A 26089-nucleotide genomic window follows, 5' to 3' on the forward strand; every position below is an offset into this window, starting at 1 on the left:
ATTCAGGACGTTTCGTCGGATCGGCTGATGGTGTTGGAGGTCGCTCGGCTATGTCGACGCGTTACAAGAGCCAGACACAGAGCTTAGACTTGTCCTGGGTTCGTACTTCTGGGGCAAGTCCACCTAAACGGGAGAAGTTTTCATGAAATTAGTTACTGCCATCATCAAGCCGTTCAAGCTGGACGACGTACGCGAGTCGCTGTCTGAAATCGGCGTCCAGGGCATCACGGTCACCGAGGTCAAGGGTTTCGGGCGCCAGAAAGGCCACACCGAACTCTATCGCGGCGCTGAATACGTGGTCGATTTTCTGCCGAAGGTGAAAATCGACGTGGCGATTGCCGACGACCAGCTGGATCGCGTGATCGAGGCTATCACCAAGGCCGCCAACACCGGCAAGATCGGCGACGGCAAGATTTTCGTCGTCAATCTGGAGCAGGCCATCCGCATCCGCACAGGCGAAACCGATACCGACGCGATCTGATCGGCGTCGTCGCGTAGTGAACGATTGACCGGGCAGCGCCCGGGCTCAGGCGAAATCAGGCAAGCCAGCCGAGTCTGATTTCACACGCTACGCACGATCCGACGCTTTGCGATTGCCTGCTTCGGCAGGCCTACGAACCCCCACGCCCCAGGAGTAAAACCATGACTCTGCGAAGATTCGCAGGGCTAGGAGCCCTTTTGTCTCTGATAAGCCCAGGCATCGCCTTGGCGCAGGACGCGACGCTCGATTCAGGCGACACGGCCTGGATGCTCACCGCCACCGCGCTGGTGCTGTTCATGACCATCCCTGGCCTGGCCTTGTTCTACGGCGGCATGGTCCGCTCCAAGAACATTCTGTCCGTCATGCTGCAGTGCTTCGCCATCGCTGGCCTGATGAGCATCCTCTGGATGGTCTACGGCTACAGCCTGGCGTTCGACACCACCGGCATGGAAGCAGGCGTCACCAATTTCAGCTCCTTTATCGGTGGTCTCGACCGTGCTTTTCTCAGCGGCCTGACCCCAGACAGCCTCACCGGCACGGTTCCGGAAAGCGTGTTCATCACCTTCCAGATGACCTTCGCCATCATCACTCCGGCGCTGATCGTCGGGGCTTTCGCCGAACGCATGAAGTTTTCCGCGATGCTGGTGTTCATGGGCGTCTGGTTCACCCTGGTCTATGCGCCGATCGCACATATGGTCTGGGGCGGTGACGGCGGACTGATGTGGGACTGGGGCGTACTCGATTTCGCCGGTGGCACCGTGGTGCACATCAACGCCGGTATCGCTGGTCTCGTGGCTTGCCTCGTGCTCGGCAAGCGCAAGGGCTTCCCGACCACGCCGATGGCGCCGCACAACCTGGGGCTGACACTGGTGGGCGCCGCAATGCTCTGGATCGGCTGGTTCGGCTTCAATGCCGGGTCCTCGCTGGGCGCCAACGGCACCGCAGGCATGGCCATGCTCGTGACGCAGATCGCCACTGCTGCTGCGGCTTTGGGCTGGATGTTTGCCGAGTGGCTGACCCATGGCAAACCCAGTGCCCTGGGCATCGCCTCCGGCGTGGTCGCCGGCCTGGTTGCCATCACGCCGGCTGCCGGCACGGTCGGGCCGATGGGCGCGCTGATCATCGGCCTGGCGTCGGGCGTCATCTGCTTCTTCTGCGCCACCAGCCTGAAACGCAAGCTCGGTTACGACGACTCGCTGGACGCCTTTGGCGTGCACGGCATCGGCGGCATCGTCGGAGCGTTGCTCACCGGCGCATTCGCAGCGCCTGCACTGGGCGGCTTCGGTGAGGTGGACAACATCGCGCTGCAGCTGTGGATCCAGCTCAAGGGCGTGCTGTTCACCGTCGTCTACACGGCAATCGTCACCTTTGTGATTCTCAAGGTGATCGATTGGGTGATGGGCCTGCGGGTCAGCGATGACGAAGAAACTATCGGACTCGACCTCAGCCTGCACAACGAGCGCGGCTACAACCTGTAAATCCCGATCAAGCGTACGAAACCCCCGGAGCCAACCCCGGGTTTGGGGCCGGCTTGCCGCTAGAAAGGCCAGCCGGAGACCGAATGGCGCGAAACGCGCGACACATAGAGGTGACACATGGACAGCACAGCTCTGATACCCGTCCAGTACGGACTCGATACCTTCTACTTCGTCATCTGCGGTGCGCTGGTGATGTGGATGGCGGCCGGTTTCGCCATGCTCGAATCCGGTCTGGTGCGGGCCAAGAACACGGCGGAAATTCTCACCAAGAATATCGTGCTGTATTCGGTGGCTTCGATCATGTATCTGCTGATCGGCTACTACATCATGTATTCGAGCCCCGAAGGCGGCATCCTGCCGAGCCTGGGTTTCCTGATCGGTGACGAGAACGCCGTGGATGTAGTCGCCGCGGGTGGTGAGGATGCGCCTTACTACTCGGCGAGGGCCGACTTCTTCTTCCAGATCGTATTTGCCGCAACCTGTATGTCGGTGGTGTCCGGCGCGGTGGCCGAGCGCATGAAGCTCTGGGCCTTCATTGCCTTCGCCGTAGTGATGACCGGGTTCATCTACCCGATTCAAGGCTTCTGGAAGTGGGGCGGCGGTTTCCTCGACGCGGCAGGCTTCCTCGATTTCGCGGGCTCCGGTCTGGTGCACATGGCGGGTGCTTCGGCTGCGCTGGCTGGCGTGCTGCTGCTGGGCCCGCGAAAGGGCAAGTACGGCCCGAACGGCCAAATCAATGCGATTCCCGGCGCCAATCTGCCGCTGGCGACCCTGGGTGCCTTCATCCTGTGGATGGGCTGGTTCGGCTTCAACGGCGGCTCGCAGCTGCGCATGAGCACCATCGAGGACGCCAACGCCGTCGCTCAGGTGTTCACCAATACCAACATGGCGGCTGCCGGCGGCTTGGTCGCGGCGCTGATCACCGCACGGTTGCTGTTCGGCAAATCCGATCTGACCATGATTCTCAACGGCGCGCTGGCCGGGCTGGTGGCGATCACCGCCGAGCCGCTGACGCCGAGCGCCCTGCAAGCCGTGCTTATTGGCGGTGTCGGTGGCGTGCTGGTGGTGTTCAGCATCCTCGGCCTGGATAAGCTGCGTATCGATGACCCGGTCGGTGCCATTTCGGTGCACGGTGTGGTCGGCATGTGGGGGCTGCTGGCGGTGCCGCTGACCAACGCCGATGCGTCCTTTGGCGCACAGCTGCTGGGGCTGGCTTCGATCTTCGCCTGGGTATTCGTCGCCAGCCTGATCGTCTGGGGCATCCTCAAGGCCGTGATGGGGCTGCGAGTGAGCGAGGAGGAGGAATACGAGGGCGTCGATGTGGTCGAGTGCGGTCTCGAAGCCTATCCGGAGTTCACCAACAAGCGGTGATCGCAACGTGACGATAAAGGGCGCTCGCGAGCGCCCTTTGTTTTTTCTGCCGCCGCGCTAGAATGCGCCCGTTCAGGTGTCGAGGGGCTTTCCAGCATGTGGCAACAGAGCGTGATCACACTGCGTCCTAGACCGCGTGGCTTCCATCTGATTACCGATGAGCTGCTTGCACAACTACCGGAACTGCAACAATGCCGGGTCGGTCTGTTACACCTGTGGCTGCGCCATACCTCGGCCTCGCTGACCATCAACGAGAACGCCGATGGCGCGGTGCGGCGCGACTTCGAGACGTTTTTCAACCGCCTGGTACCACAAGGCCAGGGTGGTTACGAACATGATTACGAAGGGCCGGACGATCTGCCGGCGCATTTCAAGGCGAGCCTGCTCGGTTGTCAGGTGAGCTTGCCGGTTGGCGACGGGCAGCTGGTATTAGGGACTTGGCAAGGTATCTATCTGGGGGAACACCGCGATCGAGGGGGTGCCAGACAGGTCGTCGCAACGCTGCACGGGATGGCAAGTTGAATTTTTTTTGGCGGTGGCGAACAAAGCACATCGCTGGGCTATAACTTCCGCTTTGGCAAGGTACGAGGTTGAACATGAGCGACGAAGAATTAGAACAAGACGATCTGGACGTTAACGACGAGGAGGAAGGCGAGGAGCTGGCCGCCGCCGATGACGGCGACGACAACGCTGACGACGAGGGGGCCGACAGTGAGCGCGCCACCCCGACGACCAAGAAGGCCAAGGCCAAGACGGTGGTCGTCGAGGAAATGCCAAGCCTGGAAGCCAAGCAGCGCGAACGTGACGAGCTGGCACGTGCGATGGAAGAGTTCCTCGCCCGTGGCGGGCGCGTACAGGAAGTCGAACCGAACGTAGTCGCCGATCCGCCGAAAAAGCCTGACAGCAAGTACGGCAGCCGGCCTATCTGAATCACAGCGAAAAGCGCTGGAGGCGGAAGGCTGGTCGAGCTCGCAGGAGCCATGCCATCGCCTTGAGCTGTATCAGCGCTTGAGCACGAGCGAAGCCCAACACCGCCCGGTGTTGGGCTTCGTCGTATTTGCGATTCGTTGAAGCGTTATCGCCAACCGGCCAGCAAAGCCGGGAGCTCTGCGAGGCTGCGGATCTCCGCGTCTGGCTGACCGTCGTGCTGCCAAGGCGTTCCGGCTGGATTGAACCAGATGGCGCGAACGCCGGCCCGCTGCGCGCCAGCGATATCGTCATCAGGGTGATCACCGATATGCACCGCGTGCTCGGCGCTCACCCCCGCGCGGCCCAGTGCTTCCTGGAAAGGCCGCGGGTCCGGCTTGCCGATGCCCAATTCTTCGGCGCATAGGGTGAATTGAAAGTAGTCGGCGAGGCCCAGGCGACGGACATCGGCGTTGCCATTGGTCAGCACACCGAGTGTGTATTGGTTGGCCAAGCACTCCAGCGTTGGGTGCACGTCGGGAAAGAGATCGATCTCATGGCGAGCTTCGAGAAAAACTTCGAATGCCTGGTCGGCAATGCCTTGCGCTTCGCCACTCGGATAGCCGGCGTCGTGCAGCGCATGGAAGAGGATGCGCCGGCGCAGTTCGCTGATGCGGTGCTTCAGGCCTGGCTCGGACTCGACCAGCATGCGGCGGATCGCGGCCAGCGACTCGACAGGAAAGTCGCCCAGGCGCGGCGCGTATTGGCCGAGCCAATCTCGCAAGCGGATTTCGGCGCTCTGAATGACCGGGCCGACATCCCACAGCGTGTCATCGAGGTCGAAGGTGATCAGCTGAATGCTCATGGGTCACTGTCCTGCTTACGTTTGGCTCGCGGGTGCGCCTGGTCATAGACCTTGGCCAAATGCTGAAAATCCAGGTGGGTATAGATCTGCGTGGTGCCGATGTCGGCATGGCCGAGCATTTCCTGTACGGAGCGCAAATCTTGCGACGATTCGAGTACATGGCTGGCAAAACTGTGCCTCAGCATGTGCGGGTGCAGGTGCTGGCCGAGCTCGCGCACACCGGCCTGGCGTACCCGCAGTTGCACCGCGCGCGCACCGAGGCGGCGTCCCTGCTGGCTGACGAATACCGCGCCATCGGCCGGATTGCTCAACGCCCGCAGCGGCAGCCAAGCCTGCAGCGCTTCGCGGGCCTTGCGTCCGATAGGGAGCACGCGATCTTTGTTGCCTTTGCCATGGACGTGAACCAGGCCGGCCGGGACGTCGAGCTGATCGAGATTCAGGCCGATTAGCTCTGCCAGGCGCAGTCCGGATGAATAGAACAATTCGAGCATGGCATGATCGCGGTGGCCGATGAAATCATCCTCGATGCCACCGTCGAGCAGCTGCATCGCCCGGTCGGTGTCGAGCAGTCGTGGCAGGCGTTGCTCGCCCTTGGGCGCGGAGATGCCGGCGGCCGGGTCGTGAGCGCAGCGTCCTTCCTGATTGAGGTAGCGATACAGGCCGCGCAGCGATGAGAGCAGACGTGCCAGGCTACGGCTGGATTGACCCTGGCGGTGCTGTTCGGCAATCAATTGGCGAACGTGGGCGCTTTTCAGCTCGGACCACTGCCCAAGCTGCTGCTTTTGGCAGTAGCCCATCACCTTGATCAGGTCGCGCCGGTAGGCATCCAGCGTATGCGGCGACACGTGCCGCTCGCTGCGCAGATGTTGGAAATAAGCGTCGAGATCGGTTTGCATCAGAGCTCACTTCGATATGAGACAGCCATTAGCTTGAAGCTGAAAGCTAGACGCGAATCGCTCGTGGGCCGCGCATTGCCTTCAGCTTTCAGCTTTCAGCTTTCAGCTTTCAGCGTACCGATCGCAGCGGCGCAGAGTAATGCGGCAGCACTCGAGTCAGCACCTCGGCGATATAGCTGAGGAACAGCGTGCCCAGCGAGCTCTTGTAGTGCTGCGGGTCCTTGCTGCCGATCGCCAGGATGCCTTGCTGCTGGTTGAGCGCGACCACCGCCGCCGAGCCGATCTCTTTGCTTTCCTCTTCGCCGAACAGAAACACCAGCTCATGCGGGCGCAGCACGCCGCAAATGGTCTTGCCGCCGCCGAGCAGGCCGCCGATGGCTTGCTGTGCCTCGGCGCTGGTGACGCTGCGACCGACCGGCAAGGGCGCTTCACTGAACAGGATCAGACTGACATAGGGCACTTGGAACTCGTGCCGTAGGCTTTCGTCCACCGCACCGATTACTTCTTCCAAGGAGTTAGCATCCAGCAGGTCGAGGACCAGTCGGCGGGTTTTGTCGAACAATCTGTCGTTGTCGCGGGCCACGTCCATCAGCTGCGACAGACGGTGACGCATCTCGATGTTGCGTTCGCGCAGCAGCTTTACCTGCCGCTCGACCAGCGACACCGCGCCACCCGGCAGGTGTGGAATGCGCAGCTCGGGGATCAATTCATCATGGTCGACGAAAAATTCTGGATGAGCACTCAGATAAGCCGCGACGGCTTCGGCGTCCGGCAGTTGCGGCTTATCCTGGTTTTGCTCGGTCATAGGCGAACCTGTCCTTCGAAAACGCGAACGGCGGGGCCGGTCATCATAACGGGCTGACCTGGGCCTGCCCATTCGATGGACAGACGGCCACCTGGCAGATCGATCTGCACCGGCGAATCCATCCAGCCCTGGCCAATCGCGGCGACCGCAGCGGCGCAAGCGCCGGTGCCGCAGGCCTGGGTTTCACCCGCGCCGCGTTCCCATACGCGCAGTTTGGCGTGCTGGCGATCGATGACTTGCACAAAGCCGGCGTTGACGCGTTGTGGAAAGCGCGGGTGATGCTCGATTTTTGGCCCGAGCTCATGCACCGGCGCGCTGTCGATGTCGTCCACACGCAGCACCGAATGCGGGTTGCCCATGGACACAGCGGCAATCTCCAGCTGCTGTCCGTCGACGTCCAGCGGATAGCTCATGGCTTCACCGTCGGCCTGGAAGGGGATCTCGGCCGGAACCAGCCGTGGCGGGCCCATATCGACGCTGATCTGCCCGTCGGGACGGATATCCAGTTCGATGGTGCCGCCCTTGGTCTCGACGCGAATCCGGCGCTTCATGGTCAGCCGCTTGTCCAGCACGAAGCGGGCAAAGCAGCGGGCGCCGTTGCCGCACTGCTCCACTTCGGAACCGTCTGAATTGAAGATGCGATAGCGGAAATCCACGTCGGGATTGTGCGGCGGCTCGACCAGCAGCAGCTGATCGAAACCGATGCCAGTATGCCGATCACCCCATTGCTTGGCGTGCTTGGGCTGGATATGCGCGTGCTGGCTGATCAGGTCGATGACCATGAAGTCGTTGCCCAGGCCGTGCATCTTGGTAAAACGCAAAAGCATCGTCGTGGCCTCAGGCAGGCAGCAGGCTTTCGCCGGCGTAGAGTTCCTGCACGCTTTCGCGGCGGCGCACTTCGTAGGCTTGGTCGCCGTCCACCAGCACCTCGGCGGCGCGGCCACGGGTGTTGTAGTTGGAACTCATGACGAAACCGTAGGCGCCGGCCGAACGAACAGCCAACAGATCACCCTCGGCCAAGGTCAGTGGACGTTCCTTGGCGAGGAAATCGCCGGTTTCGCAGATCGGGCCGACGATGTCGTAGTGGCGGGGCTGACCTTCGCGCGGCTGCACCGGCACCACGTCCATCCAGGCCTGATACAACGCGGGGCGGATCAGGTCGTTCATCGCCGCGTCGACGATGGCGAAATCCTTGTGTTCGGTGTGCTTGAGGTATTCCACACGGGTCAGCAGCAGGCCGGCGTTGGCGACGATGGAACGGCCCGGCTCGAACACCAGTGCCAGGTCGCGACCCTCGATACGCTGGCGCACAGCCTTAATGTAATCACCAGCCAGCGGCGGTTGCTCGTCACGGTAGCGAACACCGAGGCCGCCACCCAGATCCAGGTGGCGAATACGGATGCCGGCTACCGCGAGGCGATCGATCAGCGCCAGCAGGCGGTCGAGCGCGTCGAGGAAGGGCGGCAGGCTGGTGAGCTGGGAGCCGATGTGGCAATCGACACCGACGACGTCGAGGTTGCTGAGCTCGTGAGCCCGCGCATAGACCGTCTCGGCATCGGCGATGGCAATGCCGAATTTGTTTTCCTTGAGACCGGTGGAAATGTACGGGTGGGTGCCGGCATCCACATCGGGGTTGACCCGCAGTGATACCGGTGCCATCACACCGAGTTCGGCTGCGACCTGTTGCAGGCGTTCGAGTTCTTCGGTGGATTCGACGTTGAAGCAGTGCACGCCGACTTCCAGCGCGCGGCGCATGTCGTCACGGGTCTTGCCGACGCCGGAGAAGACGATGCGCTCCGGCTGCCCGCCAGCGGCCAGCACGCGCTCCAGTTCACCGCGCGAAACGATGTCGAAGCCGGCGCCGAGCCGGGCCAATACGTTCAGCACGCCAAGGTTCGAGTTCGCCTTGACCGCGAAGCAGACCAGATGCGGCATGCCGCTCAGTGCATCGGCATAGGCGTGGTACTGAGCCTCGATATGGGCGCGCGAGTAAACGTAGGTGGGGGTGCCGAAGCGTTGCGCGAGAGCGGGCAGCGCCACGCCCTCCGCGAAGAGTTGACCGTCGCGGTACGAGAAGGCCTCCATGGAAATGCCTCCTTACAGTTCGAATCGGTCTTTGGAGCGTTCTTTGACGGCAGCCTCGTCGTCCGGCAGATACAGCGGGCCTTTCTGGCCGCAGCCGCCAAGCGCGGAAGCGAGAACCGCGAGGGCAATGAATGGAAGCAACAGACGCTTCATGGGGGTGCAATCCTAGAAAAATCGATGGGCCGGAGTATACCCAGCACCCACCGGATTGCCTATGTGGGCCGCGCTCGGCGGTAAGCGTCGCTATAGGGTCTGTTGTCGTTTCGTCGCGAGCTGCGTTGCCGCGCAACCCTACAGGCCCGGCGCGGCCGCACACGAAACATCAACAGACCCCAGCCGCTCGCTAGACGCGGTGGTCGCCTGCTAAGCTCGCCGGCATCGTTGGTGGCCGCTATGCCGCCGTATAACCCGCACCGAGGAAAACGATCCATGAGTTTGAGCGAAGCCCGCTTTCACGATCTCGTCGACGCCGCGCAGGAAGAAATCGAGGATGTTTTCGATCACAGCGGCATGGATGTCGATCTGGAAAATTCCGGTGGCGTTCTCACCGTGCGTTTCGAGAACGGCACGCAACTCATCTTCAGCCGCCAACCGCCGTTGCGTCAGCTATGGGTGGCTGCGCGCTCGGGCGGTTTTCACTTCGACTATGACGAGGCCGCCTCGCTGTGGATTTGCGACGCCAACGACGAGCGCCTCGGTGAACTGTTGACGCGGGTCACTCAGGAGCAGGGTGGCGAGGCACTCGAATTCGAAGAGCTTTGAGGCACTACGCTGAACGAATCGGGTCGCTGCGATGAGCCTCGATCTGGGCTCTTGCTTATTTAATCGGCTGTGATAGGGTCGACTTCCGGTTAAAAAAACCCCGCCTTCGGGCGGGGTTTTGCTTTTCTACCCCTTTTACTTTTTACAGGAGTTTACCCGGCACCATGTCCAGCGCACCGCCTATCATCATCACCCAAACCGATCTGCAGCGGCTCGAGCGGCTGCTCAACAGCCTGTCTGACTACGGTCCGGCCGCTGAAGCGCTCGATGAGGAGTTGTCGCGCGCGCAGGTGGTCGAGCGTAGCGAATTGCCCGCTGGCGTAGTGTCGATGAATTCTCGTGTTCATTGCCGCGAAGAGGGCAGTGGCAAGGACTACCACCTGACGTTGGTTTTCCCGCAGGACGCCGGCAAGGAAGGTACCGTTTCGGTATTGGCACCAGTAGGCACCGCCTTGTTGGGCTTGAGCGTCGGGCAGCATATCGATTGGCCGACGCCCGGCGGCAAGCTCCTCAAGCTTACTCTGCTGGCTGTCGAGTACCAGCCGGAAGCCGCCGGTGACGTGAATCTGTAATGGCGCTTCGTGCCATGCGCCGTTCAGACCGAGATCAGTGCTTGATTGATTGCCGCCTCAAGCTGCGCCTTGTAGCGCAGGTGCTGCACGGTCTGGGTTCGCCCTTCGCCGTGCAGGCCAGATAGATCCAGATCAGTGATGTAGCAAGGATAACGCTCGGCGGCGCTACGCTGCCCGAGGATATAGCGAGCCACCGCGGCGAACAGTTCGGCACCGTATTCCAGGCTGGAAAACTCCTGATGATTGCAATACAGCGTGACCTGCGAGCGGCCCCGCTCGTTGGGCTCGATGATTGCCTGGATGTCGTGGAGCGGATCGCTGGCTTCCTCGCGCGGCGCGGCCCTGCGTTCGATGGCCAATGGAGTGTCCGGCGAGGGCTGCTGTAGCCGGTAGATCAGGATATCCATGGCCGCTAGATGGCTCTCCTCGAAGGGTAGCTGCGTCGTGCGGCGGTAGCTTATCGATTTCAGGAAGCGCAGCAGCGGAGTCAGCAGGCTCTGTTCGTCACGGTACGCGACCTGTTGGCGCCACAAAGCGTTGAACTCGTCCAATACCGTCAGCTCCGCCATCGCGCCCTGGACGCGATAGAACACCTGCAGGCACTGCGCTCTGGCCTGGGCCAGGATAAGCGACAGATCCTGGCCCTCCAGTGCCTGCCGATCCACCCGCACAGGGCGGTCCCGATAGTGTGCCTCGCCGAGGTGTTCGATCAGGGCGCGTAGATCGTTCAGTTTGGTATGGCGGACATTCCCGGCGGTCAGGTCGAGCATGTGAAAATGCTGACGGATCTGTAGCAGGTAGCGATTGTCGCTCGCTTCGTCGAGGGCGGTCTGGGCGTCGCGGAACAGCGCCTCCATCCGCCGCGCGATGGCCAGCCCGGAATGGCTGCCAAAGCAGTGCACCTGCAAACCGGGGCGGGCACCGTTCGCGGGCAGGGCGTCGAGATAGTCGCGCAAGCAATCGGGTAGAGCCGAAGCGCCCTCGTAGCGATTGGCGATCAGCTCGTTCCAACTGTTCAGGCTGAGTTGGTCGATGCTTAGGACCAGATTCTCGCGCCCCCCGCCATAGCCGAGCGGATCGTTGCGCTCGTCGGAAGAATGTTCGCTGCGGAACGGGTCGAGTTCGATATTCACCAGCAGCAGGACCTGGGTCGGCACGGCGGTCGTCAGCAGCGCCTGCTCGGCCACCGTGGGCAGCGGCATGGGAAACGCCTGGCGCAGGTCGGTTAGCAGCGAGAACAGCTCCGCCTCGATCAACCCGCTGTCGCCCGGGTGCAGCGCGACGTGGGTCGCGGTGTCGACGATGCCGTTGCGATGACACCAGCCGAGCAGCGGTACCAAATCTCGCGAACGCTTCAGGGGCGAGAAATTCTCTACTTCCCGAACGCTCAGACAGCCTTCATAGAGCGCCCAGGAGATATCGCCGGCCGCGTCATAGCCTTGCACCAGGGTCAGGCTGTGCTCGGCCATGTCCGGCGAGATACCCATGTTGATCGCCTCGATCTTTCCCGCCTTGCGTTCGATGGCGGCGTGCAGCCGCCGGCCCAGCACGGCGAAATCACGCCCGTTGATGCTGCTGGTGATCTGCAGGCGCTTGGCGAATTCACTGAGGAAGCGATAGCCGTAGGTCAGTTCGTTGAACAGAGCGCGTCGCTCCTGGTCGACCTGCCGGGTCTTCCACTGGCTGCGGCGATCGAGCTGGGCGAACTGACGCTCGTCCCAACCCCAGTCATGCGTGAGGCGCTCGAGCAGGCGGCGCTTCCAGCTCCGGGTACGGTTGATCGGCGGACGGCTCAATGGTTGATTGATCTTCAGATACAAACAGCGCCGCAACAGGGCCAGGCGCTCCATGTCGCCGCGGTCTGCGAGATAAGCTTCGACCCGGCGGTAGGCGACGATATAGGGGTCCAGATCGTCCAACTCCAGGCGGTTGGCATAGACCGCGTGTTTGAAGTCCAGGCTCAGGCAGCGCACCTGTGGATAGTCGCTGGCGTAGGCCTCCACCAGCAGCAACTTGAACAGCGACTTGTAGGGCGACTCGATGGCCTTGTACAGCTGCCACAAGCCGGCGCCCAGATACTCGCCCGGCGGAATGCTGGCGAGACTGCCAAGGTCCAGCACCTCGTCGCTGCGTACGAAACGTTTTTCCAGAAGGGTGCGTACGTACTCGGCGTACCGATGTTCTTCGTAAGCCGGCACCAGCCACCAGAGCGGCGTGCGACCGCCGAGCCAGATCGCGGTGCGGTAGAACTCGTCCAGCAGCAGATAGTGCTGGGTAGTGCCGCAATCATCGGAGGTCAGCTTCGCTTCGCGCGCGCCCTGGGTGAAGCGCACCGGGTCGACCAGAAAGAAATGCGCCTCGCTGCCCTGGGTCGCCGCCCAGCCCCGTAGCTGATCGCATTTTCGCTGTAGCTCGTCGCGCTGGTGTTCCGAAAGATTCGGGTCGTGACAGACCCAGACATCCAGATCGCTCTGTTCGTCCTGCGCGACCGTGCCCAGGCTGCCCATGAGAAACAGACCCAGGATCGGCTGCGGCGGCTGGCCGCGCAACGGCTTATAGGAAAACGAGCGGCTCAGGCGCTGCGCTTCTGCCAGCGTCTCGGCATCCGGCTCGAACCCGGCCAGCCCAGCCGGCGTGAGCGCCGATACGTAGCCCGGCAAGATGGGATGGTTGACGTGAAACAGCAGCGGCAACAGCTTGATGACCGCCTGCTGGCGCGGCGACATGCCCAGGCGGGTGCGCTCCAGGCGACCGGCATTCAACGTCAGAAAACGCGTGCGCAGCGCACTGAGTACCTTGCGGTCGATGCCCTCTTCGAGAACGGGGCGGATTTCCTGGTGGCGGGTCATTCAAGCAATTCGTGCGGAGGTCGAAGATTGTTGGACCTGATTATCGAGGCGCTAGGCGCGGGAAGGTAACACGGGCTTGGCCGGAGCAAGAACTACAGCGACCGTTACTCGAAGGTAGGGCGACCGCTTGCCGCGAACCTTAAGGCGTGGCGTTTGCGCCACGCCAAAAAAAGGTCATCGTTACGCAGGGGCGGTTTGCGAAAGGATGGTCAGCAGCCTTTGCGCATGCTCGGCCGCATCGCGGCCGAGGCTGGTCAGGTAGCCACCGTCAGGTTGGGTCGTCAGGCCTTTGGCGTGCAGGCGTTCGGCGGCGGTGACGGCCGCATTTCCGGCGTCGTGGTGCACTTTCAGGCCTTCGAGCGTGTTGTCGAGATTGAACAGGCGAAGGATTTCCAGCTCGGCTATCACATCGGACGTGAAGGACATGTTTGCTCCTTGAATGGTGAACATCGGCCTCGTTCTGCGAAGTGTAGATGCTGTGCGCAAGCTTGCCGCGCTCGGCTGTTAATCCGGTAGATCGGGTAGATTGCGCAGCTGCGTTTCGTACCTGATGGCGTCGAACGGGCGGTCTTGCTCGAGCATTTGCCGAATCTCGTCGGCAAGCACCAGTGCCATCATCTTCAGTATCTCGTCGCGTTCGTAGCCGACCAGGATCAGCTTGTTCAGCGTGGCCTGAGTGGCAGGTGGATCGCCGGCTTCCAGCTGATTTTCGATCGCCTGGATCAGCGTTTCCTCGGCGAATGTTTCGTCGTCGTCGGCAGTGGTATCGGTCATGGAGCAACTCTCGTTAGGGAACATCTTGATAGCGTGTTTCGGCGTGTCCCGGCAAGCTGCGCGTCTGCAGCAGATGCCGCCTGAACGCTTCGCCTGGGTCGGTCTCTATTCCTACTATGGACTTTCGAGGAACGCGACCAAGTCATGATCATTTTCCACTGTCTTGAAAACGGCGCGCTGGTGCGGCGTGCTGCCCAGCATCTGCAGGCGCTCCCTGACAATGTGCTATGGATCGACCTGCTTTCCCCTGACCAGCAGGAGGAACGCTTCGTCGAGTCGGCGCTGGGCCTGGATATTCCAACCCGCGAAGAGCTGGCGGAAATTGAGGATTCTTCGCGTTTTTACGATGAGGAAGGCGCCATCTTCATGACGACTACAGTGGTAATGGGGATTGCCGACCGCCGTCCGGAGAACGCCGAAGTCACCTTCGTCCTAACCCAGCGCTGCCTGGTAACCGTGCGTTATGCCGAACTCAGTGCGTTTCGCCAGTTCGAAACCAAAAGTGCACGGCAGCCATCGGTGTATGGCACCAGTCACCAAATTTTTCTTGGCTTGGCCGATGCCATCGTCGACCGTATCGCCGACGTGCTGGAAAACGTTCAGGTTGCGCTCCAGGCCTTGTCGCGTTGCGTCTTCGATAAACGCAAGGAGCAGCGCACGGACCTGCAGCAGATCATTCAGCAGCTTGGTCAGCACCGCTCGCTGCTGTCGCAGCTGGGCGAGAGCCTGTTCAGCTCGACTCGCCTGATCGCTTTCTACCGCCTGCACGCCGGCGAGACCAAGCAGGGAGCCAAAGGCGTTTTGAAGGCGCTGGAGCGGGACGTGCGCTCGCTGGGTGAGCATCAGGCGCGACTATTGGGCGACATCGCCTTTCTGCTCGACGCCACGCTCGGCCTGATCAATATCGAGCAGAGCAGCATCATCAAGGTGTTCTCCATCGCCGCCGTGCTATTCCTGCCACCGACGCTGGTCGGCACGGTCTACGGCATGAACTTCGAACACATGCCTGAGCTCGGCTGGCTGCTTGGCTACCCGATGGCCCTGGCGATGATGGTGGTATCGGCGATTATTCCCTACGCATGGTTCAAGTTCCGCGATTGGCTCTGATCAGCCGAAGAAATACAGCACTACGCAAAACCCACCGAAAAGTGTCCAGACCGAGGCAAAGATCAGCGGCGTGCGCAAGGAAAACAGCAGCGTTCGCTTGTAGCGATAACCCCCGGTGGGGCTGTTGCCTTCGCCGAACAATGCCGACTCCTGGTTCGGTAGCAGGCCCGCGCGGCCCTCTACCTGTAGCAGCTCGGCCTGTTTCTGGTGCCAGCGCTCTATGATATCGAAGCTGGATTTGATCCCAGGCATCGCATGGAAAGACGTCAGAAGGCCCAGTCCCGCCAGGACTGCGGGCACGACCAGGCGGAACAGACTGCCCCATTCAGGGTTGGTATTGGCCATTGACGAGGCAAAGGCGATCATCAAAAACGACTGCGCTGACAGGTAGGAGCTGGTTCGCTCGGCCAGCAGCGTTGACTCGAAATGGATTTCAGAGCGGTAGAATTGCAGGCGCTCCTTAGGCGTATCGAAGACTTCTTCGCCTTGCGTATCTTGGTTTAACAGCAGCGTTCGGAGGTCGGTCATAAGCGTACCGGTTGGCGACAGGAGTGAACCTGTCGGGTGAGAGGTTACCGGTAGGCCAATACGGCGCGCGCAGGTTCCGTCAGTCGATGTTTGCGAGTGTCAACAGGGCATCACCGCTCAGGCGATAGGTTGTCCATTCTTCCTGCGGTCGAGCGCCCAGTGACTCGTAAAAGCGGATCGCCGGTTCGTTCCAGTCCAGCACAGCCCATTCGAAACGGCCGCAACCCTTGCCCACAGCGAGCTTCGCCAGATGCCGCAGCAGCGCCTTGCCAGCGCCGGTACCGCGTGCTGCGGGACTGACATAAAGGTCTTCGAGATACAGCCCGTTACGGCCAAGCCACGTGGAGTAGTTGAAAAAGTACACCGCATAGCCGATCGGCTCGCCGGCGCGCTCGCAGATCAGCGCTTGTGCCGTGGAGTTTGCGGAGAACAGGCTGGACTCGATGCCTGCCGCATCCGTTTTCACCTCATGCTCGGCTTTCTCGTAAATCGCAAGCTCGGTGATGAAGCGCAGGATCAGCGTGGCGTCATCGCGAGTGGCGGGGCGGATGTTCAGAGGCATGTGGAATTCCTGTCTTCCTGATCTGAGTAGGAGCGAGCGTGCTCGCGAAAAGGCCCAGCAGACAGCCCGTTCGCGAGCACGCTCGCTCCTACGAAAACAGCATGTGCTTAGCGCGAGGCGAGCAGGTCCCGCCCGCGCTGCACCGCTGCTCTCACCTGATTCGGTGCGGTGCCGCCGATATGGTTGCGAGCGTTGACCGAGCCTTCCAGGGTCAGCACCGCAAACACGTCGTCACCGATCTGGTCGCTGAAGCGGCGCAGCTCGTCCAGGCTCATTTCGGCCAGATCTTTGCCGCTGTCGACGCCGTACTTCACCGCATGGCCGACGATTTCGTGGCAGTCGCGGAACGGCAGGCCCTTGCGGACCAAGTAGTCGGCCAGGTCCGTGGCGGTAGAGAAGCCGCGTAGGGCCGCTTCACGCATGATTTCGCGCTTCGGCTTGATCGCCGGAACCATGTCGGCGAAAGCGCGCAGGCTGTCACGCAACGTGTCGGCGGCGTCGAACAGCGGTTCCTTGTCTTCTTGATTGTCCTTGTTGTAGGCCAGCGGCTGGCCTTTCATCAGTACCAGCAGGCCGGCGAGGGCGCCGAATACGCGGCCGGTCTTGCCGCGTACCAGTTCCGGCACGTCGGGGTTCTTCTTCTGCGGCATGATCGAGCTGCCGGTGCAGAAACGGTCGGGCAGGTCGATGAACTGGAATTGCGCGCTGGTCCATAGCACCAGCTCTTCGGAAAAGCGCGACAGGTGCATCATCGCCACGGAGGCGGCGGCGCAGAATTCAATGGCGAAGTCACGGTCCGAAACGCCATCGAGCGAGTTGCCGGAAATCGCCTCGAAGCCCAGCAGCCCGCAGGTGATTTCCCGCTGAATCGGGTAGGTGGTGCCGGCCAGCGCGGCCGAGCCCAGGGGCATGCGGTTGGTGCGCTTGCGGCAGTCCACCAGACGCTCGTAATCACGCGAGAGCATTTCGAACCAGGCCAGCAGATGATGGCCGAAGGTTACCGGCTGCGCGGTCTGCAAATGGGTGAAGCCCGGCAGTATGGTGTCGGCTTCAGCTTCTGCCAGGCCTAGCAGACCCTGCTGCAAACGGGTGATTTCGGCGAGGATGGTGTCGATTTCGTCGCGCAGCCACAGACGGATGTCGGTGGCGACCTGGTCGTTGCGCGAGCGGCCGGTGTGCAGCTTCTTGCCGGTGACGCCGATGCGGTCGGTCAGCCGCGCCTCGATGTTCATGTGCACGTCTTCCAGGTCCACGCGCCAGTCGAAGGTGCCGGCTTCGATCTCGCCCTGGATGTCCTTGAGGTTGGCGATGATCGCGTCACGCTCATCGACGCTCAGTACGCCGGCTTTCTCCAGCATAGTGGCGTGGGCGATCGAGCCCATGATGTCGTGGCGATAGAGGCGCTTGTCGAACTCGACGGAGGCGGTGAATCGGGCGACGAAGGCGTCGACGGGCTCGCTGAAGCGGCCGCCCCAGGACTGGTTGGTCTTGTCGGTGCTCATGAAATGCGCTCACTGAAATCGGATGCGGGAAAAAACGCGGATGATAACAGGGTTGGCCGGCGCCTCATCGGGTGTGCCGCGACGAGCGCTGCGGGAGGAAGGGCGCTCGCGGCCTCCTTCAGGTGCTCCGTCTGGCGCGAATCAGGCCCTGAACTGACCCAGGCTGGCTTCGAGCCGCTGCGCCAGGCTACCCAACGTTCGACCACTGGCCGCGGTGGCGGTAACCGCTTCGGCGGATCGCTCGGCCTCGGTCATAATCACCTGCACGCGCTCGCGCACATCCGCCGCGGTGCCGGCTTGTCGCTCGGCACCCTGGGTCGCCTTTTCCATGGCGTCATGCACCTGGGCCACGGCGCGCTGCAATGCCTGCTGCAGCTCGCGGCTGGTGGTGAGCGAGGCCAGGCCGCTGTCGGCCTGCTTGCCGGTCTTGCCGATTGCTGAGACGGCGTCGTGCGCGCCTCGTTGCAGGCTTTCGATATGCGCGCGGATGTCTCCGGTGGATTGCTGGGTCTTGCTGGCGAGCGCGCGAACTTCGTCGGCGACGACGGCAAAGCCACGCCCGCTCTCGCCGGCGCGAGCCGCTTCGATGGCGGCGTTCAGTGCGAGCAGGTTGGTCTGCTCGGCGATGCCCTGGATGACCGTCAGTACCATTTCGATCTGCTCGCTCTGCTTGGCCAGTTTTTCGATCACATCGGCGCTGCCCCGTACGCCTTCGCCGAGCGCTTCGATGGTTTTGCCGACCTGATCCGAAATCGCTTCGTTGTCGAGCGCCGCCTTGCGGATCGAGGCGACCTGTTCCATGGCCGTCTGCATCGCCTGGCTTTCTTGCTGGGCGCGGCTGGTCATTTCCGCAAGCGCCTGCAGGCTGCCAGCGACCTCGTCGCGCTGACGTCCGGCGGCAGCCGCCGCGGCATTGCTGCGGCTTCCCAGCGCGTCGATTTCGGCACCGGTCTGGACAGCGATGGTGCGAGCCTCCTGCACGATAGGCTGAAGTTTGGCCAGGAACAGGTTGACCGCGTCGGCCATGTCACCCACTTCGTCCGCGCTGTGAATCTCCACGCGCTGGGCGAGATCACCATGGCCATCCGACAAGCCCCGTAGCGCCGTCACCAGCAAGCTGAGGCGGCGCAATACCTGACGGCCCAGCACCAGCGTGATGGCAATCAACAGCAGCGCGCCGGTCACCGCCAGGCCGAGGCTGATTTTCCATAGCAGCGCGGTCGCCGAGCGTTCCACGGTCTTTTGGCTGTTCACGTCAATGGTTTCCGCCACATCGGCGGCGGCAGCCAAGCGCGTCGCCAGCACCTTGGTGCTCTCGGTTGCGGTGGCGGCGAGGCCGGTTTCGACCATGCTCGAGGTTTCCCCGGTCAGCGTCTGGAAGCGATTGTTGAAGGCGGCAAGCTCGGTGTTAACGGCCGAAGTGGACAAGCCAAGCATGACCTGGCCGATTTCAGCGCCCTTGGGGTTGACGGACGTCTTGGCGAGATACAGCGCCGGATCGTTCTCGGCTGCGGACAGGATCTTGTCGAAAGCGGTTCGGCCAGTGCCTTTGTCCAGCAGCGTCTTGACCCTCGGGTCGTTGCGATTCAGATGACGGGTGAGCTGTTTGCCAGCCGCGTCGAAATAGACGACGAAAACGACGGCTGGGTTTTGGTGGGCCATCCTGACGAATTCAGTCAGAGCGGGTGTGTCGTTGTCCCAGATAGCCGCGGGCGCAACGCCGGCCAGCAGGATGGCCAAATCGTCGCCCGATTGCTTGAGATGGCGTTCCAGGACGTTCTGCAGTTGCATCTGTTCATCGGTGAGCCGTTGCGTCAGCCCCTGCGCCAGATCGCTTTTCATGCGTTCGGACAGGTTGAGCAATCCGCTGCGCACTTCAACGTCCGCGGACTGAAGCTCGCCCAGCAGCTGCGCTGCGTCCTCGCTCAGGTTCTTGCGTATCTCCTGTTCGAGCGCCCCGATGGTGCCGCGTGTCAAAGCAAGCGCGACCACGACCTGTACCACGACGGCGGCAAACAGCGTAAGGAAAACCGGACGCAGCAAGCGGCTACGCAACGAGGAGAACAGCAACATGGCTCAGGCCTCCTGCCGCAACGGGCAGCCAGTGTGACGGGTGGGTTGATATTGTTATGCCACGATTCCGTTATCGGCACCTTAGCTCAACTTTTTAGTTTTTGCCGACGACCGTTTGCTCGATGTCACGCAAGTTACGAAGGCAGGTCACGCACCGGTTCGTGGTGGGTCGCATAGACTATGCCGCCATAAGTGCGGCGGCGCAGGCTGCGCTCCCGCTCTGCTCATTGCATCCCGACCGCGCGGAAACTCGATCCATGCAGATAACAAGGCCTGACCGGCCACGCTCCGCCGACCCGGCCGACGATTTCTTCGTGCCGGAACTGTGCCAGCCGGAAGCGCTGCTTGGTCTGGTTCTGCTCGCCGAACTGCTGGTGCTGGTGTTCGTCCTCGCCGAGCCGATGCAGCCCGGCTTCAACTGGATGCGCCTGGCGCTGACCTCGTTGTTCGTGCAATGGGTAATGCTGCTTTCGGCCGGCTTGACCTGCCAGCTGCGGCCATTGCTGGCGCGTCTATCGCCCTGGACGGCAGGGCTCGCCTGTTGTGTGATGGTGGTCGGGCTGACGCTGGCCTGCACCGCCGTGGCGGATATCTACCAGCTAGGCGGACCGCTGACGCGCGCCGGCGAGGTCAATCTGTATCTGCGGCATGCGCTGATCAGCCTGATCATGTCGGGGTTGCTGCTGCGCTATTTCTATCTGCAAAGCCAGTGGCGGCGGCAGGAGCAGGCCGAGCTCAAGGCGCGCATCGAGTCGCTGCAGGCGCGCATCCGCCCGCATTTCCTGTTCAATAGCCTGAACAGCATTGCCAGCCTGGTGGTGACCGATCCAGGCAAGGCCGAGCAGGCGGTGCTGGATCTGTCCGACCTGTTCCGCGCCAGTCTGGCGCGTCCAGGCACGCTGGTGCCATGGCGAGACGAACTGGAGCTGTCGCGCCGCTACCTGTCGATCGAGCACTACAGGCTTGGCGACAGGTTGCAGGTGGAGTGGCAGGTGGACGGCGTTCCGGATGATTTGCTCATCCCTCAACTGACGCTGCAGCCGCTACTGGAAAATGCCCTGATCCATGGCATCCAGCCCCGCATCGACGGCGGTATGGTCAGCGTGACGGCAAATTATGTTGACGGCATGTTTCATCTGGAAGTCAGCAACCCGTTCGATGACGGCGCTCAGACGCAGCCATCACGGGGCACGCAACAGGCCCTGCACAATATAGACGCACGACTAACGGCACTTTTCGGTCCCGCAGCGAGTCTCAGCGTGAAGCGGTATAACGCCCGTTACTACACCTGTCTACGCTATCCATGTGCGACACAAAAGCAGGAAGCCAGATCCATATGAATGTTCTGATTGTCGATGACGAACCTCTAGCCCGCGAGCGCCTCAGCCGACTGGTAGGTGATCTTGACGGTTATCGTGTACTGGAACCTTCCGCCGCCAATGGCGAGGAAGCGTTGTCCCTGATTGAGGAGCTGCGTCCCGATGTCGTGTTGCTGGATATCCGTATGCCAGGCCTCGACGGTCTTCAGGTTGCAGCCAAGCTATGCGAGCGTGATGCGCCCCCCGCCGTGATTTTCTGCACGGCCCATGACGAATTTGCGTTGGATGCATTCCAAGTCAGCGCGGTTGGCTACCTGGTCAAGCCAGTACGCCCTGAGCATCTTGCCGAAGCGCTGAAAAAGGCCGAGCGGCCCAACCGGGTTCAGCTCGCTGCACTGACCCGACCCGCCGCGCTGTCTGGTAGCGGACCGCGCAGCCACATCAGCGCCCGCACCCGCAAGGGTATCGAGCTGATTCCACTGCCTCAGGTTATCTACTTCATCGCCGACCACAAGTACGTCACCCTGCGTCACGAAGGCGGCGAGGTGCTGCTGGACGAACCGCTCAAGGCACTGGAAGACGAATTCGGCGACCGCTTCGTGCGTATTCATCGCAATGCGCTGGTGTACCGCGACCGCATCGAGCGTCTGCAGCGCACCCCGCTTGGCCATTTCCAGTTGTTTCTCAAGGGCCTCGAAGGCGAACCACTGACGGTCAGCCGGCGACATGTCGCGGGGGTTCGCAAGTTGATGAGCACGCTGTAAGCCAAAGGTTGCAAGCGTGCTCGGCGGGTTCCACGTACTTGCATCGAGTTGAGGCTTGCCGCTCCAAGTCTTGCCGCTTCTTGACCCCTGCCAACCCAGCGACGGTGCTGGCCCTGTTATCATTCGCGGCAATTCACTGGTTCTGGATTAGCCCATGTCTCGCGAAATTCGCATCGCCACCCGCAAGAGTGCCCTGGCCCTGTGGCAGGCCGAATACGTCAAGGCGCGCCTTGAAGCGGCTCATCCCGACGTGACCGTCAGCCTGGTTCCGATGGTCAGTCGCGGTGACAAACTGCTCGACGCGCCGCTGGCGAAAATTGGCGGCAAGGGCCTGTTCGTCAAGGAACTGGAAACGGCGCTGATGGAGAACGAGGCGGACATCGCCGTGCACTCCATGAAGGACGTGCCGATGGAGTTTCCTGAAGGGCTTGGTCTGTACTGCATCTGCGAGCGCGAGGACCCGCGTGACGCTTTTGTCTCCAATCACTACGAGAATTTTGACGCGTTGCCGTCCGGGGCGATCGTCGGAACCTCCAGCCTGCGTCGCCAGGCGCAGCTGCTGGCGCGGCGTCCGGATCTGAAAATCCAGTTCTTGCGCGGCAACGTCAATACCCGTCTGGCCAAACTCGATGCCAGCGAGTACGACGCTATCATCCTTGCTGCCGCCGGGCTCATCCGCCTCGGCTTTGGTGAGCGCATCCGTTCCAGCATCAGTGTCGAAGACAGTCTGCCGGCGGGCGGCCAGGGTGCGGTCGGCATCGAGTGTCGGACCGGCGACACCGAGCTGCACCAACTGCTGCAATGCATGAACGATCCGCAGACGGCGGTCAGGGTCAGTGCCGAACGCGCCTTGAATCGTCATCTGAACGGTGGTTGCCAGGTGCCGATCGCCTGCTATGCGGTACTCGAAGACAATCAGCTGTGGTTGCGTGGCCTGGTCGGGCAGCCGGACGGTACGCTGCTGTTGCGCGCCGAAGACCGCGCGCCCGCTGCGGATGCCGAGGCCTTGGGCGTGCGGGTCGCCGAGGCGCTACTGGCGCAGGGCGCGGAGAAGATCCTGCAAGACGTTTACGGTGAGGCCGGCAAGGCGTGACCGATTGGCGTCTGCTGCTGACCCGTCCCGCTGAAGAGTGCGTCGCCCTCGCGGCTGCTTTGTCCGAGCTGGATATTCACAGCGCTAGCGTGCCGCTGCTCGCCATCGAGCCGCTGGCAGAAACCCCCGAGCAGCGCGCGACGATGCTCGAACTGGACCGTTATTGCGCGGTGGTGGTGGTGAGCAAACCGGCCGCGCGGCTGAGTCTGGAACTGCTCGAGCGTTACTGGCCGCAACCGCCGCTCGGCCAGGTCTGGTTCAGCGTCGGTGCGGCCACAGGGACCATCCTGGAAGGCTTCGGCCTGGATGTCAGCTGGCCCAGCACGGGCGACGACAGTGAGGCATTGTTGGCGCTGCCACGCCTGAAAGAGGCGCTCGATGTGGCAGACCCCAGAGTGCTGATTTTGCGCGGCGAAGGCGGTCGTGAGCATATTGCCGAAACGCTTCGCTGCCGAGGCGTGCAGGTCGATCGCCTGGAGTTGTATCGGCGCTATTTGCCCGACTACCCGCCCGGAACGCTGCTCGAAACCCTTCGTTCGGAACGGCTGAATGCCGTGGTGGTCAGCAGTGGGCAGGGTTTGCTGTCATTGCACGAGCTGGCGGGCGCCGACTGGCCCGCGCTGCGTGAACTACCCTTGTTCGTACCGAGCCCTCGCGTGGCCGAAATGGCTGCGACCTTGGGTGCCAGACGAATACTGGACTGCCGCGGTGCCGGAACCGCGGCTTTGCTGGCGGCGCTACGGGAAAATTCCCAGCCCGCCTCCTGATGCAAAGGATGGAAACGTGAGCGAAGTAGACGCCGACAAGGCAGCGCAGCAACCCAAGGGCAACGATCCCGTCATCCCCACCCAAGACATTCCGCCGAAGAAGCCGGTAGGCAACAGGTCGAAAACCGACGGTCCCGGCCGTGGCCTCGCGGGTCTGGCATTGGTAATCGGCCTGGCCGGTCTGGCGGCGGGTGGCTACAGCGTTTGGCAGACCCAGCAGCTCGCTGAACAGGAACGCCAGCAGCTCGGTGCGGCGCAGGCGACGCGGGAGCAGGCGCGTCAGTTGGATACGCGCAGTCAGCAGCTGGCCAGCCGTCTCGGGCGACTGGAGCAATTGCCTTCTGCTGAGCAGCTGGAAGAGCGACGCCGTCTGCTTTCGGAGCTGCAAAGCGACCAGCAGCGACTCTCGGGACGGGTAGAGCAGGTACTGGGGGCAAGCCGTGAACAGTGGCGATTGGCCGAGGCCGAGCATCTGCTGCGTATGGCGATGCTGCGTCTGTCGGCCATGCAGGACGTGCAAAGTGCCGAGTCGCTGATCGCCGAAGCCGATCTGATCCTGCGCAAGCAGGACGATCCAGGCGCGTACGGCACGCGGCAGAAGCTGCTGGAAGGCCTCGAGGCGCTGCGCAGCTTGCCGGATCTGGATCGGACCGGCCTGTTTTTGCAGTTGGGTGCGCTGCGTGGTCAGGCCAATCAGCTCAACGGTCTGGCGCCAGAGTTCGAAAACGGCCCAAGTCAGCCACAGACGCAGGGTGAAAGCCGCTGGCGGCAATGGTTGGACGAGCTGACGCGTTACGTGCGGATCGACTTCAATGCCGGCACCGACGTCAAACCGCTGCTGGCCGGCCAAAGCCTGGCGCAGGTGCGGCTGGCGCTGTCACTGGCTATCGAGCAGGCGCAGTGGGCGGTGCTCAATGGCAATGAGGAGGTTTATCGGCAGTCGCTGGAGCAGGCCGCTCGGCTGATCGAGGATCACTTCAGCGAAGAGAACGGCCAGAGCCGTGGCCTGCGCGATCGTATCGGGGAGCTTGCGAAACGGCAGGTCTCGGTCACCCTGCCGGACCTGACGCCCGCATTGCAGGCGATGCAGTCCTACGTGCAAACGCGCAAGTCTGCCGATAGCAACGAGCCGGACGATAACGCTGAGCGCGGAGCGCCGGCCAGCGAGGCCGAGCAGCCGGCCGACGCCGAACGGGCGGTCGAAGGGGATCTGCGCACATGAAGCGACTTGCCGTTGTTGTTCTCATCCTGCTTGCCCTTGCCGGTTTTCTCGGCTGGGCCATTTTTCAAGATGCCGGCTACGTCCTGATCAGCTACGACCGCTTTCGCTATGAGTCGAGCTTCTGGGTGTTCGTCGGACTGATCGCCTGCCTCTGGCTGCTGGCAATGGTGATTCACTGGGTGCTCGGTTTGCTTCATGCATCCGGCGCGCTGGTCAACCCTTGGTCGCGTCGCCATCGCGCGCGGCGCGTCTCCAAGGCTTCGCGCGCCGGGCTGCGGGAGCTGGCCGAGGGGCAATGGAGCCCTGCGCTCGGCCATCTGCGCACCGCCGCCGAACATGATCAACAACCGCTGGTACATTATCTCGGTGCTGCCCGCGCCGCGAGCGAACTGGGTGAGTACGAACAAAGTGACGAATTGCTGCGCAAGGCTCGCGAACGCGAACCCGAGGCAGGGCTGGCCATCGGGCTTACCCAGGCTCAGTTGCAGATTGCGCGCGGCCAGTACGGCGAGGCACGCGAATCCCTGAACGTGCTGCACAATGACAAACCGCGCCATCCCTATGTGCTGACGCTGCTCCAGCAGCTCTACGTCCAGCTGCAGGACTGGCCCGCCTTGTGCCGTCTGCTTCCGGAACTGCGCAAGCATCGTGTGTTGCCCCCGGCACGGCTGGACGAGTTGGAGCTGCTGGCCTGGACCGCCGCCCTGGAACAGACGCCGCAGGCACCGGCCGTGACAGTGGAGGAGGGACAGCAAGCGTTCGATCAGCGTTGGCAGACCGTGCCCAGCAAGCTGCGTAACGAGCCGGTGCTGGTACGTGCCTATGCGGACGGCCTGACTCGGCTGGGCGCAGAGGAGAAGGCCGAAGAAGTGCTTCATGCCGCGCTCAAGCGCCAATTCGATGATCGCCTGATCGAGCGCTATGGCCGTGTTCGCGGGCGCGAGCCGGCTCGCCAGTTGGCGCAGGCCGAGGCTTGGCTGAAGGGCCATCCGGAAAATGCCGAACTGCTGCTCGCACTCGGTCGTCTGAGCCTGCGCAATGAATTCTGGGGCAAGGCGCGCGACTATCTGGAAGCCAGTCTGCGCCTGGAACATCGTGCGGAAACCTGCGCGGAGCTGGCCCGGCTGCTGGCGCAGCTAGGCGACAAAGAGCGAAGCAATCGGCTGTTCCAGGAGGGGCTTGGGTTAATCGACGGTGCGAACGGTGTCCGCTTGCCGGCGATCAGCAACGGTTGACCACGGATACTGGCGCTGCCATAGCTTGCAGCCCGCAGCTTGGACTAATACCGTAGCGAGCTTTCCTGTCTGC

General features: G+C 62.3%; 26 protein-coding genes and 2 pseudogenes. 14 read left to right on the forward strand and 14 right to left on the reverse strand.

Annotation, left to right across the window (positions count from 1 at the left end; translation table 11 throughout):
- Window positions 1-142 precede the first annotated feature (142 nt).
- From glnK to sutA, 5 genes are all read left to right on the forward strand, one after another.
- Window positions 143-481, forward strand: coding sequence for a P-II family nitrogen regulator (gene glnK, locus V6943_RS06480; RefSeq protein WP_003096476.1), 339 nt, complete (start codon window positions 143-145; stop codon window positions 479-481).
- Between the two features lie 161 nt (window positions 482-642).
- Window positions 643-1959 (forward strand): ammonium transporter, encoded by a 1317-nt coding sequence (locus tag V6943_RS06485; protein WP_340552930.1) that lies wholly within the window; start codon window positions 643-645, stop codon window positions 1957-1959.
- 117 nt (window positions 1960-2076) lie between these two features.
- Window positions 2077-3330, forward strand: a complete 1254-nt coding sequence (locus V6943_RS06490) for an ammonium transporter (protein WP_181104659.1) — start codon at window positions 2077-2079, stop codon at window positions 3328-3330.
- A 96-nt stretch (window positions 3331-3426) separates the two neighbouring features.
- Window positions 3427-3852 carry a secondary thiamine-phosphate synthase enzyme YjbQ gene (locus tag V6943_RS06495; protein WP_340552931.1) on the forward strand — a complete coding sequence of 142 codons (426 nt, stop codon included), beginning with the start codon at window positions 3427-3429 and terminating at the stop codon, window positions 3850-3852.
- A gap of 74 nt (window positions 3853-3926) precedes the next feature.
- A complete protein-coding gene (sutA, locus tag V6943_RS06500) occupies window positions 3927-4259 on the forward strand; it encodes a transcriptional regulator SutA (protein ID WP_340552932.1) in 333 nt (110 codons plus the stop codon).
- A 146-nt stretch (window positions 4260-4405) separates the two neighbouring features.
- Here sutA and V6943_RS06505 read toward each other — a convergent pair whose 3' ends face one another.
- The 6 genes from V6943_RS06505 to lptM form a co-directional block, all read right to left on the reverse strand.
- The gene (locus V6943_RS06505; RefSeq protein ID WP_340552933.1) at window positions 4406-5101 is read right to left on the reverse strand and encodes an HAD family hydrolase; all 696 of its coding nucleotides are present in this window, start codon (window positions 5099-5101) and stop codon (window positions 4406-4408) included.
- Window positions 5098-5997: a tyrosine recombinase XerC gene (xerC, locus tag V6943_RS06510; protein WP_181104652.1), complete on the reverse strand. Its 900-nt coding sequence runs from the start codon at window positions 5995-5997 to the stop codon at window positions 5098-5100. The genes V6943_RS06505 and xerC overlap by 4 nt, the downstream gene beginning before the upstream one ends.
- 109 nt (window positions 5998-6106) lie before the next feature.
- A complete protein-coding gene (locus V6943_RS06515) occupies window positions 6107-6802 on the reverse strand; it encodes a DUF484 family protein (RefSeq protein WP_131651742.1) in 696 nt (231 codons plus the stop codon).
- The gene (gene dapF, locus V6943_RS06520; RefSeq protein ID WP_340552934.1) at window positions 6799-7629 is read right to left on the reverse strand and encodes a diaminopimelate epimerase; all 831 of its coding nucleotides are present in this window, start codon (window positions 7627-7629) and stop codon (window positions 6799-6801) included. The genes V6943_RS06515 and dapF overlap by 4 nt, the downstream gene beginning before the upstream one ends.
- Before the next feature lie 10 nt (window positions 7630-7639).
- Complete coding sequence (lysA, locus tag V6943_RS06525; protein WP_340552935.1) at window positions 7640-8887, reverse strand: diaminopimelate decarboxylase; 1248 nt, start codon at window positions 8885-8887, stop codon at window positions 7640-7642.
- Window positions 8888-8899: 12 nt separating this feature from the next.
- Entirely contained in the window at window positions 8900-9040 is a 141-nt protein-coding gene (lptM, locus tag V6943_RS06530; protein ID WP_131651745.1) for an LPS translocon maturation chaperone LptM, read from the reverse strand.
- A gap of 276 nt (window positions 9041-9316) precedes the next feature.
- Here lptM and cyaY point away from each other — a divergent pair, with 276 nt between their 5' ends.
- Complete coding sequence (gene cyaY / locus V6943_RS06535) at window positions 9317-9649, forward strand: iron donor protein CyaY (protein ID WP_131651746.1); 333 nt, start codon at window positions 9317-9319, stop codon at window positions 9647-9649.
- A gap of 164 nt (window positions 9650-9813) precedes the next feature.
- A complete protein-coding gene (gene rnk, locus V6943_RS06540) occupies window positions 9814-10221 on the forward strand; it encodes a nucleoside diphosphate kinase regulator (RefSeq protein WP_131651747.1) in 408 nt (135 codons plus the stop codon).
- A gap of 23 nt (window positions 10222-10244) precedes the next feature.
- On the opposite strand, the gene V6943_RS06545 is transcribed toward rnk, so the two are convergent.
- From V6943_RS06545 to V6943_RS06555, 3 genes are all read right to left on the reverse strand, one after another.
- Window positions 10245-13070, reverse strand: coding sequence for a class I adenylate cyclase (locus tag V6943_RS06545; protein ID WP_340552936.1), 2826 nt, complete (start codon window positions 13068-13070; stop codon window positions 10245-10247).
- 180 nt (window positions 13071-13250) lie between these two features.
- Window positions 13251-13496 (reverse strand): TIGR02647 family protein, encoded by a 246-nt coding sequence (locus V6943_RS06550; protein ID WP_340552937.1) that lies wholly within the window; start codon window positions 13494-13496, stop codon window positions 13251-13253.
- Window positions 13497-13574: 78 nt separating this feature from the next.
- Window positions 13575-13868, reverse strand: a complete 294-nt coding sequence (locus tag V6943_RS06555; protein ID WP_445324113.1) for a hypothetical protein — start codon at window positions 13866-13868, stop codon at window positions 13575-13577.
- A gap of 120 nt (window positions 13869-13988) precedes the next feature.
- Between V6943_RS06555 and V6943_RS06560 the strand changes: the two genes are divergently transcribed.
- Window positions 13989-14951, forward strand: a complete 963-nt coding sequence (locus tag V6943_RS06560) for a magnesium transporter CorA family protein (RefSeq protein ID WP_181104641.1) — start codon at window positions 13989-13991, stop codon at window positions 14949-14951.
- Here the strand turns inward: V6943_RS06560 and V6943_RS06565 are convergent, their stop codons facing one another.
- The 5 genes and pseudogenes from V6943_RS06565 to V6943_RS20375 form a co-directional block, all read right to left on the reverse strand.
- A complete protein-coding gene (locus V6943_RS06565; RefSeq protein WP_181104639.1) occupies window positions 14952-15479 on the reverse strand; it encodes a hypothetical protein in 528 nt (175 codons plus the stop codon).
- A gap of 79 nt (window positions 15480-15558) precedes the next feature.
- Window positions 15559-16041, reverse strand: coding sequence for a GNAT family N-acetyltransferase (locus tag V6943_RS06570; RefSeq protein ID WP_340552938.1), 483 nt, complete (start codon window positions 16039-16041; stop codon window positions 15559-15561).
- Window positions 16042-16148: 107 nt separating this feature from the next.
- The gene (gene argH, locus V6943_RS06575) at window positions 16149-17543 is read right to left on the reverse strand and encodes an argininosuccinate lyase (protein ID WP_340552939.1); all 1395 of its coding nucleotides are present in this window, start codon (window positions 17541-17543) and stop codon (window positions 16149-16151) included.
- Between the two features lie 141 nt (window positions 17544-17684).
- Window positions 17685-18182, reverse strand: a pseudogene (locus V6943_RS20370) (methyl-accepting chemotaxis protein); the annotation flags it as partial.
- Window positions 18183-18542: 360 nt separating this feature from the next.
- Window positions 18543-19616: pseudogene (locus V6943_RS20375) on the reverse strand (HAMP domain-containing protein); the annotation flags it as partial.
- Window positions 19617-19873: 257 nt separating this feature from the next.
- On the opposite strand from V6943_RS20375, the gene V6943_RS06585 reads away from it, so the two are divergent.
- From V6943_RS06585 to V6943_RS06610, 6 genes are all read left to right on the forward strand, one after another.
- Window positions 19874-20956, forward strand: coding sequence for a sensor histidine kinase (locus tag V6943_RS06585; RefSeq protein WP_340552941.1), 1083 nt, complete (start codon window positions 19874-19876; stop codon window positions 20954-20956).
- A complete protein-coding gene (locus V6943_RS06590; protein ID WP_340552942.1) occupies window positions 20953-21699 on the forward strand; it encodes a LytR/AlgR family response regulator transcription factor in 747 nt (248 codons plus the stop codon). Before V6943_RS06585 ends, V6943_RS06590 begins: the two co-directional genes overlap by 4 nt.
- 154 nt (window positions 21700-21853) lie before the next feature.
- Entirely contained in the window at window positions 21854-22792 is a 939-nt protein-coding gene (gene hemC / locus V6943_RS06595) for a hydroxymethylbilane synthase (protein WP_181104631.1), read from the forward strand.
- Window positions 22789-23559, forward strand: a complete 771-nt coding sequence (locus V6943_RS06600; protein ID WP_340552943.1) for a uroporphyrinogen-III synthase — start codon at window positions 22789-22791, stop codon at window positions 23557-23559. Before hemC ends, V6943_RS06600 begins: the two co-directional genes overlap by 4 nt.
- Before the next feature lie 16 nt (window positions 23560-23575).
- Window positions 23576-24781, forward strand: a complete 1206-nt coding sequence (locus V6943_RS06605) for a uroporphyrinogen-III C-methyltransferase (protein ID WP_340552944.1) — start codon at window positions 23576-23578, stop codon at window positions 24779-24781.
- The gene (locus V6943_RS06610; protein ID WP_340552945.1) at window positions 24778-26016 is read left to right on the forward strand and encodes a heme biosynthesis HemY N-terminal domain-containing protein; all 1239 of its coding nucleotides are present in this window, start codon (window positions 24778-24780) and stop codon (window positions 26014-26016) included. Before V6943_RS06605 ends, V6943_RS06610 begins: the two co-directional genes overlap by 4 nt.
- Window positions 26017-26089 lie beyond the last annotated feature (73 nt).

Origin of the sequence: Pseudomonas sp. CBC3 (assembly GCF_037967085.1) — a bacterium.
Taxonomy (GTDB): domain Bacteria; phylum Pseudomonadota; class Gammaproteobacteria; order Pseudomonadales; family Pseudomonadaceae; genus Stutzerimonas.

Coding starts and splice junctions, on each gene's coding strand:
- lysA (WP_340552935.1), bottom strand. CDS start 8,887: ATGGAGGCCTTCTCGTACCGCGACGGTCAACTCTTCGCGGAGGGCGTG.
- V6943_RS06490 (WP_181104659.1), top strand. CDS start 2,077: ATGGACAGCACAGCTCTGATACCCGTCCAGTACGGACTCGATACCTTC.
- argH (WP_340552939.1), bottom strand. CDS start 17,543: ATGAGCACCGACAAGACCAACCAGTCCTGGGGCGGCCGCTTCAGCGAG.
- hemC (WP_181104631.1), top strand. CDS start 21,854: ATGTCTCGCGAAATTCGCATCGCCACCCGCAAGAGTGCCCTGGCCCTG.
- V6943_RS06550 (WP_340552937.1), bottom strand. CDS start 13,496: ATGTCCTTCACGTCCGATGTGATAGCCGAGCTGGAAATCCTTCGCCTG.
- cyaY (WP_131651746.1), top strand. CDS start 9,317: ATGAGTTTGAGCGAAGCCCGCTTTCACGATCTCGTCGACGCCGCGCAG.
- sutA (WP_340552932.1), top strand. CDS start 3,927: ATGAGCGACGAAGAATTAGAACAAGACGATCTGGACGTTAACGACGAG.
- lptM (WP_131651745.1), bottom strand. CDS start 9,040: ATGAAGCGTCTGTTGCTTCCATTCATTGCCCTCGCGGTTCTCGCTTCC.
- V6943_RS06515 (WP_131651742.1), bottom strand. CDS start 6,802: ATGACCGAGCAAAACCAGGATAAGCCGCAACTGCCGGACGCCGAAGCC.
- V6943_RS06485 (WP_340552930.1), top strand. CDS start 643: ATGACTCTGCGAAGATTCGCAGGGCTAGGAGCCCTTTTGTCTCTGATA.
- glnK (WP_003096476.1), top strand. CDS start 143: ATGAAATTAGTTACTGCCATCATCAAGCCGTTCAAGCTGGACGACGTA.
- V6943_RS06610 (WP_340552945.1), top strand. CDS start 24,778: ATGAAGCGACTTGCCGTTGTTGTTCTCATCCTGCTTGCCCTTGCCGGT.
- V6943_RS06495 (WP_340552931.1), top strand. CDS start 3,427: ATGTGGCAACAGAGCGTGATCACACTGCGTCCTAGACCGCGTGGCTTC.
- rnk (WP_131651747.1), top strand. CDS start 9,814: ATGTCCAGCGCACCGCCTATCATCATCACCCAAACCGATCTGCAGCGG.
- V6943_RS06585 (WP_340552941.1), top strand. CDS start 19,874: ATGCAGATAACAAGGCCTGACCGGCCACGCTCCGCCGACCCGGCCGAC.
- xerC (WP_181104652.1), bottom strand. CDS start 5,997: ATGCAAACCGATCTCGACGCTTATTTCCAACATCTGCGCAGCGAGCGG.
- dapF (WP_340552934.1), bottom strand. CDS start 7,629: ATGCTTTTGCGTTTTACCAAGATGCACGGCCTGGGCAACGACTTCATG.
- V6943_RS06570 (WP_340552938.1), bottom strand. CDS start 16,041: ATGCCTCTGAACATCCGCCCCGCCACTCGCGATGACGCCACGCTGATC.
- V6943_RS06555 (WP_445324113.1), bottom strand. CDS start 13,868: ATGTTCCCTAACGAGAGTTGCTCCATGACCGATACCACTGCCGACGAC.
- V6943_RS06560 (WP_181104641.1), top strand. CDS start 13,989: ATGATCATTTTCCACTGTCTTGAAAACGGCGCGCTGGTGCGGCGTGCT.
- V6943_RS06545 (WP_340552936.1), bottom strand. CDS start 13,070: ATGACCCGCCACCAGGAAATCCGCCCCGTTCTCGAAGAGGGCATCGAC.
- V6943_RS06590 (WP_340552942.1), top strand. CDS start 20,953: ATGAATGTTCTGATTGTCGATGACGAACCTCTAGCCCGCGAGCGCCTC.
- V6943_RS06565 (WP_181104639.1), bottom strand. CDS start 15,479: ATGACCGACCTCCGAACGCTGCTGTTAAACCAAGATACGCAAGGCGAA.
- V6943_RS06505 (WP_340552933.1), bottom strand. CDS start 5,101: ATGAGCATTCAGCTGATCACCTTCGACCTCGATGACACGCTGTGGGAT.